Source organism: Gordonia sp. PDNC005 (assembly GCF_016919385.1).
Lineage (GTDB): Bacteria > Actinomycetota > Actinomycetes > Mycobacteriales > Mycobacteriaceae > Gordonia.
This window is the reverse complement of record NZ_CP070351.1, coordinates 2,491,518-2,507,199: the sequence shown is the minus strand read 5'-3', so window position 1 is coordinate 2,507,199 and position 15,682 is coordinate 2,491,518. Positions and strand designations below refer to the sequence as shown.

The 15,682-nt window shown below is 68.3% G+C and carries 11 protein-coding genes and 1 pseudogene; 9 read left to right on the top strand and 3 right to left on the bottom strand.

What is annotated here, in order from left to right; translation table 11 throughout:
* Positions 1 to 201 precede the first annotated feature (201 nt).
* The 8 genes from JVX90_RS11840 to JVX90_RS11805 all read left to right on the top strand — a co-directional run bounded on the left by JVX90_RS11840 (position 202) and on the right by JVX90_RS11805 (position 11,884).
* The gene (locus tag JVX90_RS11840; protein ID WP_205328971.1) at positions 202 to 1,026 is read left to right on the top strand and encodes a GNAT family N-acyltransferase; all 825 of its coding nucleotides are present in this window, start codon (positions 202 to 204) and stop codon (positions 1,024 to 1,026) included.
* An 18-nt stretch (positions 1,027 to 1,044) separates the two neighbouring features.
* Positions 1,045 to 1,917 (top strand): lysophospholipid acyltransferase family protein, encoded by an 873-nt coding sequence (locus tag JVX90_RS11835; protein WP_205328970.1) that lies wholly within the window; start codon positions 1,045 to 1,047, stop codon positions 1,915 to 1,917.
* Positions 1,918 to 2,013: 96 nt separating this feature from the next.
* Positions 2,014 to 3,498, top strand: coding sequence for an MFS transporter (locus tag JVX90_RS11830; RefSeq protein WP_205328969.1), 1,485 nt, complete (start codon positions 2,014 to 2,016; stop codon positions 3,496 to 3,498).
* A gap of 8 nt (positions 3,499 to 3,506) precedes the next feature.
* The gene (locus JVX90_RS11825; RefSeq protein ID WP_205328968.1) at positions 3,507 to 6,998 is read left to right on the top strand and encodes a BTAD domain-containing putative transcriptional regulator; all 3,492 of its coding nucleotides are present in this window, start codon (positions 3,507 to 3,509) and stop codon (positions 6,996 to 6,998) included.
* Positions 6,999 to 7,115: 117 nt separating this feature from the next.
* Positions 7,116 to 8,495, top strand: a complete 1,380-nt coding sequence (locus JVX90_RS11820) for an FAD-binding protein (protein ID WP_205328967.1) — start codon at positions 7,116 to 7,118, stop codon at positions 8,493 to 8,495.
* A 40-nt stretch (positions 8,496 to 8,535) separates the two neighbouring features.
* Positions 8,536 to 9,759 (top strand): cysteine desulfurase family protein, encoded by a 1,224-nt coding sequence (locus tag JVX90_RS11815; protein ID WP_205328966.1) that lies wholly within the window; start codon positions 8,536 to 8,538, stop codon positions 9,757 to 9,759.
* Positions 9,759 to 10,862, top strand: coding sequence for a tRNA 2-thiouridine(34) synthase MnmA (gene mnmA, locus JVX90_RS11810; protein ID WP_205328965.1), 1,104 nt, complete (start codon positions 9,759 to 9,761; stop codon positions 10,860 to 10,862). Before JVX90_RS11815 ends, mnmA begins: the two co-directional genes overlap by 1 nt.
* Positions 10,859 to 11,884 carry a vitamin-B12 independent methionine synthase gene (locus tag JVX90_RS11805; RefSeq protein ID WP_205328964.1) on the top strand — a complete coding sequence of 342 codons (1,026 nt, stop codon included), beginning with the start codon at positions 10,859 to 10,861 and terminating at the stop codon, positions 11,882 to 11,884. Before mnmA ends, JVX90_RS11805 begins: the two co-directional genes overlap by 4 nt.
* Before the next feature lie 38 nt (positions 11,885 to 11,922).
* Here the strand turns inward: JVX90_RS11805 and JVX90_RS11800 are convergent, their stop codons facing one another.
* The gene (locus JVX90_RS11800; protein WP_205328963.1) at positions 11,923 to 12,309 is read right to left on the bottom strand and encodes an MmcQ/YjbR family DNA-binding protein; all 387 of its coding nucleotides are present in this window, start codon (positions 12,307 to 12,309) and stop codon (positions 11,923 to 11,925) included.
* A gap of 55 nt (positions 12,310 to 12,364) precedes the next feature.
* Between JVX90_RS11800 and ligA the strand changes: the two genes are divergently transcribed.
* Positions 12,365 to 14,440 (top strand): NAD-dependent DNA ligase LigA, encoded by a 2,076-nt coding sequence (ligA, locus tag JVX90_RS11795; protein WP_205328962.1) that lies wholly within the window; start codon positions 12,365 to 12,367, stop codon positions 14,438 to 14,440.
* A 36-nt stretch (positions 14,441 to 14,476) separates the two neighbouring features.
* Here the strand turns inward: ligA and JVX90_RS11790 are convergent, their stop codons facing one another.
* Positions 14,477 to 15,136 carry an amino acid-binding protein gene (locus JVX90_RS11790; RefSeq protein WP_205328961.1) on the bottom strand — a complete coding sequence of 220 codons (660 nt, stop codon included), beginning with the start codon at positions 15,134 to 15,136 and terminating at the stop codon, positions 14,477 to 14,479.
* A gap of 86 nt (positions 15,137 to 15,222) precedes the next feature.
* A pseudogene (locus tag JVX90_RS11785) lies at positions 15,223 to 15,543 on the bottom strand (YbjQ family protein); the annotation flags it as partial.
* Positions 15,544 to 15,682 lie beyond the last annotated feature (139 nt).

Sequence of the window (15,682 nt, the reverse complement as noted above, 5' to 3'; positions counted from 1 at the left end):
GATCACCCTCCGGTGAGTCATCCACGGGACACCCCGTCGCACCCGGTGCGGCGGGGTGTCCCGCGTCTGGGACCAACAGAACATCGGTGAAACGTCCGGGTTGCGGGGCGGGAAACGACGCGTCGAGGAGTTCACGGGCCGTGTGCGAACACGACACGTCGGCGTGACCGCGAGGCCGCTCGGATCGCCTTGACTGCAGTCATGACAGTGATTCAGGTTGCAGCGAACAGCGCACGTACTCGCCGCGTCCTCCTGGCGGGTGGCGACTACGAAGTGACGATCACCGAGGACGCGACCGACGTCGACGCGGCACAGCGTCTGCGTTTCGACGTCTTCAACAACGAACCCGGATACTCCGATTCGATCGGCGACGCCGCATCGGGTCGCGACGCCGACCGGTTCGACGACTTCTGCGAGCATCTCCTGGTGCGTCACCTCCCGACCGACAAACTCGTCGGCTGCGCCCGTGTCCTCCCGCCGCCGCGCGCCATCGCGGCGGGCGGCTGGTACTCGGCGAGCGAGTTCGATCTCGACGAGCTCGACCCGATCCGCGGGGAGACCGTTGAGATGGGCCGTGCCGTGGTCGACCCCGAACACCGCAGTGGATCGGTGACGGCGATGCTCTGGGCCGCGCTGCTCGGCTACCTCGAGGAGGGCGCCTACCGCTACATGATGGGCTGCGTGTCCGTGCCACTCGAATCGCCGCTGGGCCGCGGACGTGAGCTCCGCGGCATTCGCGACCTCTCCCGCGACAAGTACCGCGGTGCATGGCAGGCGTTCCCGCACATCCGGGTCGAGGTGGACGGCAAGTCACTCGACGAGTTGGAGCCGCCGGAGACTCTCCGTCTCCCCGCCCTGTTGAAGGGTTACACGAGACTCGGCGCCAGGGTGTGCGGCGAACCTGCATTCGACGAGGTGTTCGACGTCGGCGACTTCCTGACCGTCCTCGACCGCCACCAGGGCGAGTCACGCTACGTCGAACGACTCCGCGGCGCGATGGCCCGGATGAAGAGCGCGGACCAGTAGGGGCCGGGCAGCGACACCATGACGAACACGACCGTCAACCCGTGGGTGCCGCTGAGCCCCTGCGGAACGGCATGCGTGCCCGACGTCGACCGCGCCTCACGAGCCCGTTCCGCGGCACGACTGACCGGGTTCTGCGTCATCTCGACCGCGCTCCTGATCGTCGGGACGATGACGATGCTGGTACCGCGACGCGCTCGTCACCGCTACTGGCGATCGAGCGCACGATTGTGCCTCCGGTCGATGGGCGTCCGCCTGACCGTCGAAGATCACCGACCCGACAACGCTCGAGTGGTGCGCGGCGCGCTGATCGTCGCCAACCACGTCTCGTTCCTCGACATCGTGGCGATGGCCTCGGTGGCGCCTGCGCGGTTCGTCGCCAAGCGCGAAGTGGCCCAGATGGCGGGATTCGGTATCATCGCCAGATCGTTCGGAGTGCTGTCACACGTGCGCGGTGACCTCCGACTGCTGGTTCCGATCGTCGAGAAGGTCACTGGAATCCTCGACCGCGGCCGCGCGGTCGCGGTCTTCCCGGAAGGCACCACATGGTGCGGCGCGGCGTCGGGACGCTTCCGCCCCGCGTTCTTCCAAGCGGCCGTCGACGCCGGCGTCCCGGTCCTGCCGATGCGTCTCTCGTACAGCGAAGCCGGTCGCCCGACCGCACTCGCCGGATTCATCGGGGACGACACCATCGGCTCGACGTTCATGCGGATCGTCTCGGCACGCGACCTCACCGTCACACTGACCGTGTTCGACCTGCAACTTCCCGTCCCGGACCGGCGCGAGCTGGCTCGGGCGGCACAGGGTCTCATCAACCCGGCCACCGATCTGGCCGATCGCATGGTGACGGTGGACGTCACACGAGTGGCACCGGCCGAGTCCTCGATGGCCTGACGCGCCACGCCGCGCTTCGTGCGCCAAGTCGACGGCAAGACCGTTCCAAGCGGCCACGATCACGCTGTCCTCGTCGAACTACTCGAGAGGACTCTCATGACTGATCCGAATCCCCGATGGGACATTCGCCGCCGCGTCACACTCGCGGTCGTGTGCACCGCCACCGCGATGCTGATGCTCGACATCGCGGTGGTCAACACCGCACTCGGGGCGGTGTCGCTCGACTTGGCCGCCGACCTCGGTGCCCTCAAATGGGTCATCGACGGCTACACCCTGGCGCTGGCGGCGACGGTGCTGAGCGCCGGTGCGTGGGCCGACAGGTCGGGACGACGCCGAGTGTTCGTGATCGGCGCCGTCGTGTTCACCGTGGCGTCCGCGCTGTGCGCCGTCGCCGACGGGATCTTGTTCCTGAACGTGGCCAGAGTGGTGCAGGGCCTCGGCGCATCGCTGCTGTTCGCTACGTCGCTGGCGTTGCTGGCGCACGCGTTTCCCGCGGGCCGAGGGCGGACGACGGCACTCGCCGCCTACGGGGCGACGATCGGTGCAGCGTTCGCGGTCGGTCCGCTGCTCGGCGGAGTGCTGACCGAATGGCTCGACTGGCGGGCGATCTTCCTGATCAATGTGCCGGTCGGGTTCGCCATGCTCATCGGAGTTCGCTGGATCGACGAGTCGCGGAGCGCTGCGCCACGGCGCGGCGACTGGGCCGGACAGGTGACCGCGATCGTTGCGCTCGCAGCCCTCACCGACGCCTTCTTCCAAGCCGCGGAGAGCGGCTGGACGGGATCGCGCACGATGATCATGTTCGGCGTCGCGGGTTCCGCGTTCGTGATGTTCATCGGTATAGAGGCAGTCGTCGACGAACCGATGCTTCCGCTGTGGCTGTTCGCCACCAGGGCATTCGTCGGAGCTCAACTCGCGACTTTCGCGATCTCGGCGTCCATGTTCGCGGTGTTCGTCTATGTGACCCTCTACCTGCAGGGAGTGCTCGGCATGTCGCCGATCCATGCCGGGCTCGTCTACCTTCCGGGCACCATGGTGATGCTGCTGGTGGCCGGTGCGACCGACAAGTTGATGGGCGTGGTCCCTCCGCGGATTCTGATAACGCTCGCGCTGACGGGAGTCGCGGGAGGGATGGCGTGGATGACCATTGCGACCGTCGACGGCAACGGGTGGAATCTGGTTCCCGGCTTTCTCTTGGCGTGCGTCGGAGCGGGCGTGTTCAACCCCGTGCTGTCGGCGATCGTCCTGTCCGAGAGCGGTACGGACGATGTCGGTCTGGCCACCGGGGTGAACGACGTGTTCCGCCAATCCGGCATCGCACTCGGTGTGGCCGCACTCGGGGCGGTGTTCCCGTCCCGGTCGGCCTTTGTGCCTGACGCCGCTGACGAGTTCACCGCGGCCCTCGTCAGCGCCTTGTGGATCAGCTGTGCGGTCGCACTCGTGGGCGCCGTGGTCGCCGCCGTGACCCTGGGCGGAGCACGTGCGGAGCAGGCGGAGCCGGAAACTGTGGATCGTATGGACGACCTCGGCGGACCAACCTCGCACATCGGCACGGTCGCGGACCTTCGAGCCGTAGAATGACTGGGTGAATGGGCGAGTCGATGCGTGAGTATCGGGTGCTCGGACCGCTCGCCGTCGTGAGAGACGGCACCCCAGTGGACCTGGGTTCACCGAAACAGCGTGCTGTCCTCGCTGTGCTCCTGCTTCATCGGGGCGCAGTGGTGTCACGTGATCGGCTGATCGACGCGGTGTGGGGCGATGACCCGCCCGCCGCGGCGGACACGAGCCTGCAGGCGTACGTGTCCAACCTGCGACGACTCCTGCGCGACACCGACGGTGAGGCGTCGCCGATTCAGCGGGTCAGTCCCGGCTACCGGCTCGTGGTGGGCGATGACACTCTCGACCTCGCCGAGTTCGAACGGTTCGCTCGCTCTGCTCAAGACGCGCGCCGGGAGCAGCGCTGGGAGGACGCCGAGGACACATCCGTTCGAGCCGCCGCCCTCTGGAACGGCGGCCTGCTCGACGAGTTCGGAGATCGCGACTGGGTGTCGGTGACGGCGGCGGCTCTGCACGAGGTTCGGCTCGGCGTGGCCGAGATCCACGTGACCGCGACGCTCGCGCGTGGTGAGGTCAGTGGGGCGCTCGGCGAGATCGCGGCACTCCGGTCCGCTGATTCGCTCCGAGAACGTGGAGTCTGGCTGCACATGATCGCCTTGTACCGTGCGGGTCGCGCGGGCGAGGCTCTCGCAGTGTTCACCGACCACGCTCGTGTGATCGCGGACGAACTCGGCCTCGACCCGGGGGTCGAGCTGGCAGAACTGCAGGCCGCGATTCTGCGTCGAGACCCGGAGATCGCCGCGTGGCCGCGTCCCCCACACTGGTCCGGTGCCGAGACTGCGCGTGAACCGGCGGCCGGTCGCCAATCCGCGGTCGTCGACGGGCCCGCGCGTGCCCACCCGGCTCCACTCGTCGGCCGGGAGGCGCTCGTCCAGAGCATCCGCGCGTTGTACTCGCCGACACGCTCGGGCACCCGATGGTTCGCGCTCGTCGGCCCGGCCGGAATCGGCAAGACGAGGCTCGCTCAGGAGGCGTCCCGCCTCGCCGACGAGAACGGTGAGCGGACGGTCTGGATGAGGTGCCCCGACACCGAGGGGATTCCGGCGTGGTGGCCGCTACGGCAACTGTGCCGTGCGCTCGGTGCAGACCCCGACGAAGTATTGTCGATCCCCGCAGGAGTGGACGCCGACACTGCTCGATTCGCCGTGTACGAGCGTGTCCAGGAGTTGCTGGAGACTGCGAGCGCGGGAACCCCCGTCACCGTTGTCGTCGATGACGTTCACTGGGCGGACCCGATGACGTCGGGCCTCCTCGGCTACCTGGCGTCCGTGACGACGCGAGCACACCTCACCGTGGTGATGACCATTCGCGAGGAGGAGACGGGACCGGCCACCGTGCGACTCCGGAGCGCGTTGATACGGGCGGGCGGCGACGTCGTGGTGGTTCCACGCCTGACACTCGACGAGGGCGTCGCCCTCGTGCGAACCGTCACGGACGGGGGAGTGTCGTCGGAGGACGCCGCTGAGATCGCGGAACGCACCGGAGGCAACCCGTTGTTCGTCACCGAGTACGCGCGCTTGTCTGCCGGGCAGCGCGCCGAGACGATGCCCGAAGCCGTGCGCTCGGTGTTGGGACGCAGACTCGACACCCTCGACCCGCCGGTGCGTGAAGTGATCGGCTACGCCGCGTTGCTCGGTGAGGACATAGACGTCCCGTTCCTCGCACGTGTGATGGACAGACCGCCGACCGACGTCGCCGATTGCCTCGATGAGGCCGCAGACGAGCGGATCGTCGTCTGGGGATCGTCCGGTGGTCAGCCTTCCTTCGCGCATGCATTGCTGCGTGAACAGGCGTCGTCGTCGTTGGCGCCACTGCGACGATGTCGCATGCACATGAGAATCGCCGACGTCCTCGACGACTTCAACGGTCCGGGAGCGTCCCAAGCACGGGCGGCGCACCTCCTCGACGCGCTTCCGGTCGCGGATGTCGACACTGTCGTCGCCGCCTGCCGGGAAGCGGCGAAGGACGCCACCGTCCGCTGGGACTCCGAGAACGCCGCGTACTGGTACGGCTGCGCCCTCACGACGTATGAGTCGCTGGTGGGGGGCGAGGCCGACGTCGCGCACCGGGACGAACTCCTCGTCGCGATGCTCGACGCCTATGCCAGAGCAGGGCGGGTTCAGTCGGTGCTCGACACCGTCGAGAACCGTCTCCGGGACGCCGTGAACGACGGCGCTGCCGACACCGCCGGCCGTGTGGCGAGGACTTTGTTGAGGGCGGGCGGCGGGTGGCCGTGGATGTCGCCCGCTGAAGAACCCGGACCGCTTCACGCCGTGCTCGAGCACGCCGTGGACACGTTCGCAGACCGGCCGGACGCGCTCGTCGGAATCCTCGGGGCCCTCGCGATCGGGCACTGCTATCACCACGACGGCTCGGTCGTCGCAGGGCTGCTGAAACGTGCAGACGCCGCGGCCGCTCAGCTCGGTGATCCGGCCGCCGCCGCCGACGCCGCACTCGCCCGACTGATCACCTACTCCGGTGTGGCATCCCACGCTCACCAGCAGATGGACCTCGCGCGGCGGATAGCTGCCCACCCGCACCCCGACGCCGACGTCGACTCGGTGATCACCGACTCGGTCATCACGATGGCCGCGCTCACTGTCGGAGACCTGCAGACCACGGTGGCTCACCTCGAGCGGGCCATCGCGGGCAGCGAACGCATGCGCCTGCCTGTGCTGCGCGCTCAACTCCGCTGGATGGAGATGGCATTGGCGGTGTGGCATGCCGACTTTGATCTGGCGCGGGATCATTTCCGCGTCGCGATGGCCGTCCACCAGCAGACAGAGCTGTACGTTGCAGGCTCGGGAATGCTGGCTCTGATGGCACTCGCCGGGCAGCAGGGCGTCGGTGAGTTGATCGACGAAGTGCTCGGCACCGACGAAGCAGGCCGCATGGACTGGGCCGCGGCCGTGGTCGCAGAAGCGCCGGAGAATCAGGTGTCCCGGTTGATGGCCGCCGGTGTCGCGACCGTCGCGTGGACGCAGGGCGACGTGGCGACCGTGCGCGACATGGTCGATGTGTGGTCCACAGACGATCATCCGATGTTCTGGACGTCGCTCGCTCAGGCGACCGTCCTGGCCGACCTCGTCGCCGAGTTGCAGCTCGTCGACCACGCGCCGAGGTTTCTGAACTACCTCACGCCGTTCAGCGGCTGCATCGCGACGGTGGGGCAAGTCGGGTGTGTGGGGCCCGTTGACCTCGCCGTGGCCCGCCTGCACTATCTGCTCGACCAGCAGGCGGAGGGCGACGCAGCGTTGGAACGGGCGCAAGTGCTCTGCACGTCTGCTGACAGCCCGTCGGGCTCGCTCCGCTGTCGTCTCGTCGAGATCTCACGCGCCCCGCACGGACCCGACCGCACTGCGGCTCTCGAGTCGATCGTCGAGCGGGCTCGCCGGCTCGGGCTCCCACGAGTCGAGGCGAGCGCGCTCGCATTCCTCGCGGATTCGGGTTCGTCGCACGGGTGACTCGGTCCACGACGAACCGACCGTCCAAGCAGGCTCCAAGAGACCGACAACGAGTCGGAGCCACTCTGACCTCACCGCCCACGGCACTCGGCCGTGGCCGAGGATGAGGAGTTCGACGTGACCACCGAATCGACCCGCAGCATTGATCGTGCCGACATCGCCTCGTTGCGCGCAGCCGTCCGCGGCGACGTGCACCGGCCGGCGGATCCCGCGTACGAGACGATCTCGTTCAACGCGACCGTGTCTCGTCACCCGTGGGCGGTGATCGACGTCGTCGACGCCGACGACGTGGCAGCTGTCGTCGCGTTCGCGGCCGACAACGGAATGACTGTCGCCGTCCACGCCACCGGTCACGGCGCCACTCCGATCGGCGGAGACACGCTGCTCGTACGCACCGGCGGACTCGCCGGGCTGCACGTCGACGCGTCCGCGCGCACCGCACGCGTCGGGGCCGGACTGCGTTGGCAGGCCGTCATCGACGCCGCCGCTCCGCTCGGCCTCGCACCGGTGTGCGGCTCCGCGCCGTCGGTCGGCGTCGTCGGACTGCTCACCGGCGCCGGAATCGGCCCGATGGTGCGGGCGCTCGGCAGTTCCGCCGACTACGTGCGTGAGTTCACCGTCGTCACCGGCGATGCGAGCATTCGCCGAGCGGCGCCGGACGAGAACGCCGAACTGTACTGGGGTCTCCGGGGCGGCAAAGGAACGCTCGGAATCGTGGTGGACGCGCTGATCGATCTGCTCCCGATACGCGGGTTCTACGGAGGTGCGCTGTACTTCGACGGTGATCACGCAGACGCGGTACTGCATGCCTGGAACGCGTGGATCGACACGCTGCCAGACGACGCGGACACGTCCGTCGCGCTTCTTCGCCTTCCCGATATGCCGGGGGTCCCGCCGATGCTTGCCGGACGACTCACGGTCGCCGTGCGGTTCGTCAGTCTCGCCGACCCGGCGACAGCGGCGTCGATACTCGCACCGATGCGTGACGTCGCGGTGCCGCTGCTCGACGCCGTCTCTCCGCTGCCGTACGCGGCGATCGGCGCAGTCCACGCCGATCCGGCGGATCCCATGCCCGTGTTCGAGGATTCGGTACTGCTCGGCGAGGTGACGCCGAACACGATCGCAGCGCTGCTCGAACAGGCCGGCCCCGCAGCGCACTGCCCGCTGCTCATGGTCGAGATGCGACTCCTCGGCGGCGCGCTGAGCCGCCCCTCCGAACACCCCAGCGCACTCTGTCATCGCGCCGCCGCCGCCAACCTTCAGATCGTGGGTGTACTCGTTCCGCCGATCGCCGATCTCGTTCCCGAGGCAGTCGGGTCTCTGCTGCAGGCGCTGGCGTCGTTCAGCGACGGCTCGCGGTTGCCGAACTTCACGGCGGCCTCCGATCCATCGGTGATCGGCCGCTGTTACGACGACGACACGCGTGCGTGGCTCATCGCACTCGCCGGGCAGTACGACCCGGCGGGCGTCCTCGCAGTCGGCCAAGTGGTCCGATGATTTTTTACCCTTCACCGGACGCGGCTATCGTGGTGGGGTCATGTCCACGCCCCAGCACCCTGCTTACCTCGACAACGCAGCGTCCACCGCCCTCGTCGCGGAGGCTCGTGCGGCGATGGAGTCGGCCTGGGCACGTCCGGGGAACTCATCCTCTCTGCACGGCTCGGGACGACGCGCACGTCGCATCCTCGAGGAGTCGCGCGAGTCGATCGCGCGCGATCTGGGGGCCAGGCCCTCCGAAGTGATCTTCACCAGCGGCGGCACCGAGTCGGACAACCTCGCCCTCAAAGGCATCTACGCCGCCCGACGACGCGAGGACGACCGTCGTCGCACCGTCGTGGTATCGGCGGTCGAGCATCATGCGATCCTTGATCCGGCCCAGTGGCTGGCCGACGAGGCGGGCGCGGACCTCGCAGTGCTGCCCGTCGACGAGGCCGGGGTGGTCAGCGTCGCCGCGTTGCGTGAACTGCTCGCGTCCGACGCCGAGTCGGTGGCGGTCATCTCGGTGATGTGGGCGAACAACGAGGTCGGCACGGTCCAGCCGATCGCCGAGGTAGCTCGGCTCGGCGCGGAGTACGGCGTGCCCGTGCACTCGGACGCCATCGCCGCGGCGGGGCACCTGCCCATCGATTTCGCGGAGAGCGGGCTGTCCGCGCTGAGCATCGCAGGTCACAAGTTCGGCGGGCCACAGGGCTCGGGCGCACTGCTGTTGCAGCGCGACGTCGCGTGCACCCCGCTGCTCCACGGCGGAGGCCATGAACGTGACATTCGGTCCGGCACCCAGGACGTGCCTGCGGCCGCGGGGATGGCGGCGGCGCTGCGCGCGGCCGTCACCCGTCGAGACGAACACAACGTTCACGTCGTCGCGCTTCGCGATCGCCTGCGAGACGTGTTGGTCGCGGTCGGCGGCGTCCGAGTGAACGGCGCGGTCGGACGGCCCGACGCGGCCGATGCGCTGCCGGGCATCGTCCACGTGTCATTCGAGGGCTGCGAAGGCGACTCGCTGCTCATGCTCCTCGACGCCAAGGGGGTCGAGTGCTCCACGGGTTCCGCGTGCACCGCGGGAGTGGCGGCCGCGAGTCATGTGCTGTTGGCGATGGGGCTGGACATGGGCACGGCGCGCGGTTCGTTGCGCTTCTCGCTGGCCCACGACAACAACAACGACGATGTGACCGCGGTCGCCGACGTGATCGGCGACGTGGTCGACCGGGCTCGGGCAGCAGGCCTGCTCAGTGCGGGATCTCGAACAGGAGGGAGACGCTGATGCGTGTACTTGCAGCGATGAGCGGTGGAGTCGACTCGGCGGTCGCCGCTGCCCGAGCCGTCGAAGCCGGACACGACGTCGTCGGCGTCCACCTCGCACTGTCGACAGCGCCGGGCGCACTGCGCACCGGATCGCGCGGCTGCTGCTCGCGCGAAGACGCCGACGACGCCCGCCGCGCCGCCGACGTGCTCGGCATCCCGTTCTACGTGTGGGACTTCGCCGACCGGTTCAAGGAAGACGTGATCGACGAGTTCGTCGCGTCGTACGCCGCCGGTGAGACGCCCAACCCGTGCCTGTCGTGCAACGAGAAGATCAAGTTCTCGGCGCTCGCCGAGCGGGCCGAGGCGCTCGGCTTCGACGCCCTCGCGACCGGCCACTACGCGCGATTGGCGAACGGGGAGCTGCGACGGGCCGTCGACGCCGACAAGGATCAGTCGTATGTGCTCGCCGTGCTCGACCACGAGCAGTTGTCGCGGGCGATGTTCCCCATCGGCGACACCCCGAAGCCGCAGATCCGCGAAGAGGCGGAACGCCGAGGACTGTCGGTGGCGAACAAGCCCGACTCTCACGACATCTGCTTCATTCCGACGGGCGACACCCGTGCGTTCCTCGGAGCGCGGATCGGCGTCCGCCCCGGTGCGGTGATCGAGAAGTCGACGGGGGAGAAGCTCGCCGACCACGACGGTGTTCACGGATTCACCATCGGGCAGCGCAAGGGGTTGGGCATCGAGGGTCCCGGCCCGGACGGAACCCCGCGCTACGTGACCGGCATCGACCCGGAGTCGGGCACGGTCACCGTCGGGTCGGCCGCCGACCTCGACGTCTCGTCGATCGTCGCGGCCCGTGCTGTCTGGACGTCGGGTGTGACGCCGGACGGGCCCGTCGAATGCACCGTCCAGGTGCGCGCACACGGTGGTCTCGCGCCTGCCGTCGCCACCCCGATCCAGATCGACGGGGAGCCGGGCGTTCGCATCGACCTGCGGTCCCCGTTGCGCGGTGTCGCGCGGGGCCAGGCGGCAGTGCTCTACGCCGCAGATGATACGAACGGCGACCTGGTCCTCGGATGCAGCCGCATCGCGGACACCGTCGAGGCCACTCGGTGACATTCGCCGGATCTCGGGTGCCGACGGGACTCGGCACCGGGCTCGGACCGATGCCGGGTGTCGACCCCGTGGAAGCGGTCGCCGTCGTATCGGGGGAGACCGACTTCGCCTTTGTTCCGGAACTGCCCGCTAGGGGTGTCGGAGCCGATCCCGTCGGGCGTGCAGGCGCGGTCCTCATCGACATGCCGTTCGAGATGGTCCACGACACCTACCGCCTCACGTCCCGTCCCGGGTCGGTGACGAGGCGAGCACGCGATCTGCTGGCGAGGGATCTCGACGCACTCGAGGAGCACTGGGACTCGAACGGTCTGATCGACACCGGGAAGCTTCTGAAAGTCCAGCTCTGCGGGCCGTTCACCTATTCGGCGCAGGTTGAACTCCGGAACGGGCACAAGGTGGTTCGCGACCGTGGCGCCCGACTGGACGTCGTCGCGTCGATGACCGACGGTCTCGTCGAGCATGTGAAGGAGCTGCGGCGCAGGCTTGGCGCGGAGATCGTCGTGCAACTCGACGAACAGCAGATCGATGCCGTGCTGAACGGCAGTGTGCAGCCGCTCACGAGGCTCGACGCCATCCCGCCGGTGCCGATGTCGCTGATCGTTCAGCGCTTCGAGGAGATGGCCGCGGCGATCGGCACGCCGATGGTCCTGCACGGCGCGAGCACTCCGCAGTCCGCTCTTGTCCGCATGCTGCCCTCGTACGCGGTGACAGTGGATCTGTCGACCCCGACGACGGACGTCGGCAAGGACCGGATGGCCGAGTTTCTCGATGCGGGTGGCGTGATGCTCGCGGGCGTCGTCCCGACCACGCGTCCGGCGGCAGAGCCGCGGCCCGACGAGATCGCTCAGGGCCTCGCTCGTCTCATGGACGAGATCGGCATGAATCGCACCGTCCTGCGCGACAACGTCGTCGTCACACCGCACAGCGGCCTGGCCGACGCTGAGCCGTCGTGGGCCGCGACCGCCCTGCGCGTCGCCTCGCAGACCGCCGAACTCCTCGCATCAGACCCAGCTGCCCTCTGAGCCGGCCGTTCGCCCGCCGCCCGGTCGTCCCCGGCGGACTATCCGTCCAGCAGCGCGATCGCACGTTTGGGTGCGATCTGTCGGAATGCGGCGTCGAGGAGCTCAGACACCTCGTCCCAGTCGCAGTCGAGCGCGAGGTCGATCGCCAGCCAGCCGAATGCGCCGACGTATGCGGGAACGAAGAAGCGTTCATCCTGTTCAAGGGCGTCGCGTTCCAGCGGATCGGGAACGAACAGCAGCGCGTTGTCGTGGGGGACCTTCGTCTCGCCTTTGCGGGAGCCGCCGTACATCGCGAACATCTTCCCGCAGCGGAATGTCGGACGACCGTGTGCAGTCTTCTCCGTGGCCTCGGGTAGGGCGAGTGCACGTTCACGCAGGAGCGCGAGGATCGGGTCGGCGTCGTCGAACATGATCGGGTGCGGCATGTGGCCAGCGTAATCGCCTCCGGGACCTGTCGGAGGGCTGCGTTAATCTGAACCGGTGACCGACGCCCAGACGCCCACGCCCTCCGACGCCGCTGCCCGCGAATGGGCCGAGCTCGCCGACGAGGTGCGCGGACATCAGTTCCGCTACTACGTCCAGGATGCGCCGACGATCAGTGACGGCGAGTTCGACGCCCTGCTCAAGCGGCTGACGGCGCTTGAGGAGGAGCACCCGGAGCTTGCGGTCGCCGACTCGCCGACAAAGCTCGTCGGAGGCGGATTCTCCACCGACTTCGCGTCCGTCGACCACCTCGAGCGGATGATGTCTCTCGACAACGTCTTCGATTCCGACGAGATGCGCGGCTGGGTGTCGCGGACGGAGGCGGATGCGGGCGCCGGGATCGATTTCTTGTGCGAACTGAAGATCGACGGAGTCGCGCTCGCTCTGGTCTACGAGAACGGGACACTCGTCCGGGGCGTCACGCGCGGCGACGGCCGCACGGGCGAGGACGTGACACTCAACGCGCGCACCATCGTCGGAGTGCCCCACCAGTTGTCGTCGGACGTGCGTCCGGTCCCGGAACTCCTCGAGGTGCGCGGCGAGGTGTACTTCCGGTTGGAGGACTTCGCGACTCTCAACGCGTCGCTCGTCGCCGACGGGAAGGCGCCGTTTGCAAATCCCCGCAACTCGGCGGCGGGCTCGTTGCGCCAGAAGAACCCCCAGGTCACGGCCCGGCGCAACCTACGGATGATCTGCCACGGAATCGGCCGGATCGACGGGTGGCGGCCGGATTCGCTGCACGACGCGTACGTCGCGCTGGCCGAGTGGGGGCTGCCGGTGTCGACCCACACCCGCAAGGTGGTCGGTGCCGACACAGTTCTCGAAGCGGTCGCATACTGGGGCGAGAACCGTCATTCGCCTGAACTCGATCACGAGATCGACGGTCTTGTCGTCAAGGTCGACGATGTGACGCTGCAGCGAAGGCTCGGAGCCACCTCCCGCGCGCCGCGGTGGGCGATCGCCTACAAGTACCCACCGGAGGAGGTCACCACCAAACTCCTCGACATCATGGTCGGCGTCGGGCGCACCGGGCGCGTCACCCCGTGGGCGTTGATGGAGCCGGTCACCGTCGCCGGGTCGACGGTCGCCCGCGCGACCCTGCACAACGGTTTCGAAGTGCAACGCAAAGGTGTGCTGATCGGCGACACCATCACGATTCGCAAAGCGGGCGACGTGATCCCCGAAGTCCTCGGGCCTGTTGTCGAACTGCGCGACGGCACCGAACGCGAGTTCGTGATGCCCGTCGAATGCCCGGAGTGCGGAACCACGCTCGCTCCCGCCAAGGAAGGCGACAAAGACATCCGTTGCCCCAATCAGCGGACGTGCCCCGGCCAGTTGCGGGAACGATTGTTCTACCTCGCGGGACGCGGCGCGTTCGACGTCGAAGCACTTGGATACGAGGGTGCTCAGGCGCTTCTGTCCAGCGGCGTGCTCGTCGACGAGGGTGATCTGTTCTCGCTGACCGAGGACGACCTGCTCCGAACCGACATCTACACGACCAAAGACGGTGCGCTCTCGGCCAACGGGCGGCGCCTCCTCGACAATCTCGACAAGGCCAAGAACGTCCCGCTCTGGCGGGTGCTTGTTGCACTCTCGATCCGTCACTGCGGCCCCACGCCGTCCCGTGCCCTCGCGACGGCGTTCGGGTCGCTCGAGGCCATCGAGAACGCGTCGGTCGAGGAGCTCGCACAGGTGGACGGTCTTGGACCTACCCGTGCGGCCAGTGTCCACGACTGGTTCGCCGTCGACTGGCATCGCGACATCGTCGCCAAGTGGCGTGCCGCGGGCGTGTCCATGGAGGACGAGGTCGACGAGACGGTCGTGCGGACCCTCGAAGGCAAGACGCTCGTCGTCACCGGTTCGCTCGTCGACTTCACGCGTGACGGTGCGAAGGAGGCGATCATCGCGCGCGGCGGCAAGGCATCGGGATCGGTGTCGAAGAAGACCGACTACGTGATCATCGGCGACGCCCCGGGCAGCAAAGCGGCGAAGGCCGAAGATCTCGGCGTGCCGATCCTCGATGAAGACGGGTTCAAAGTGCTGCTCGAGACGGGTGCCCCGCCCATCGAGTGAACCCCGCTCATCGAGTGAGCTCGGCCCGTCGAGTGGTCAGCGTCCGTGATCGATGACGGTGCTGAGGATCCCGGTGAGGTAACCCAGGCGCGCGACCTCGGACGGCCGGAAGTCGGGCCCGCCGGTGCGGCCGAGGACCAGCGCCTTCGCGCCGTCGCCCAGGGGAGCGGCGGCGAGTGTGGTGTCCATGTCGCGCCAGATCTGGGGAACCCAGTCGAGGTCGCCAGCGAAGCTGGTCGCGGCCTGAAGAGGAAGCCAGTCGGCCTGTTCGAGCGGAGTCTCGGGGGCGCCGGAACTGCCGAACAAGGTGAGGACGTCGACGCCAGGGCGCGCGACGATCATCGCCCACGAAGCGCGCAGCACCCGCGGCGCGAGGTCGACGAGCACCTGGAAACGGTCCGTCTCGGCTGTCGCGACGACGTCGATCAGTTCCAACTCCTGATGTGTGTCGAGGACGTCGGAGAATGGTCGGAGCGATTCCACGTGCACGTCGTGGACGTTCTCGGCGGCGGTGATCAGAGTGTCGGGCAGGGCGGTGACGGGCAGTTCGACGACGATGTCGTCGACCGCGTATCCGTCCCCTCGCTCGATCACCTCGAGTGATTGGATGTCGGCGCCGACCGCACCGAGCTCAACCGCAAGCATGCCGAGACTGCCTGGGCGGTCGGAGAGGCGCAGGCGCAGCAGGTACGACAACGCGATTACTGCTGCGGAGCAGGCTGGCCGGGAGCGACCTGGTGGCCCTGGGGTGCAAACTGCTGCTGCGGCGGCGCCTGGCCGTCGACGGAGCGCACACCGACCGCGGTGCCGTAGGCGCACACTTCAACACCGCCGCCGCCTGCGTACTCGGTGGTCTCGAAGCGGAAGGCGACCACGGCGTTCGCGCCGCGCCCCTGAGCCTCGGTGGCGAGGCGACTGAGGGCCTCCTGGCGGCATTCGTGCAGCAGCTGCGTGATGCCCTTGAGCTCACCGCCTGCCAGCGACTTCAACCCCGCTCCGATGTTGGAGCCGATGTGACGCGAGCGCACGGTGAGGCCGAAGCACTCGCCGAAGACATGCTCGATCCGGTAGCCGGGCAGCTCGTTGGTCGTGACGATGATCATGGCCACAGGCTACGTCGCTCGGCGAGTGTCGGCCAGTGGAGGGCGCACAATCGTTCGTCTGAATGTAGGACATGCCAGTTGGGGATGGAGGCGACTGCGGAGTGACGACGGCGGTCCCATATCCTTGACTGCATCCATC

Bases quoted from the DNA above. Each gene is read 5' to 3' on its own strand.
- JVX90_RS11840 (WP_205328971.1), top strand. From the start codon at position 202: ATGACAGTGATTCAGGTTGCAGCGAACAGCGCACGTACTCGCCGCGTC.
- JVX90_RS11835 (WP_205328970.1), top strand. From the start codon at position 1,045: ATGACGAACACGACCGTCAACCCGTGGGTGCCGCTGAGCCCCTGCGGA.
- JVX90_RS11830 (WP_205328969.1), top strand. From the start codon at position 2,014: ATGACTGATCCGAATCCCCGATGGGACATTCGCCGCCGCGTCACACTC.
- JVX90_RS11825 (WP_205328968.1), top strand. From the start codon at position 3,507: ATGGGCGAGTCGATGCGTGAGTATCGGGTGCTCGGACCGCTCGCCGTC.
- JVX90_RS11815 (WP_205328966.1), top strand. From the start codon at position 8,536: ATGTCCACGCCCCAGCACCCTGCTTACCTCGACAACGCAGCGTCCACC.
- mnmA (WP_205328965.1), top strand. From the start codon at position 9,759: ATGCGTGTACTTGCAGCGATGAGCGGTGGAGTCGACTCGGCGGTCGCC.
- JVX90_RS11800 (WP_205328963.1), bottom strand. From the start codon at position 12,309: ATGCCGCACCCGATCATGTTCGACGACGCCGACCCGATCCTCGCGCTC.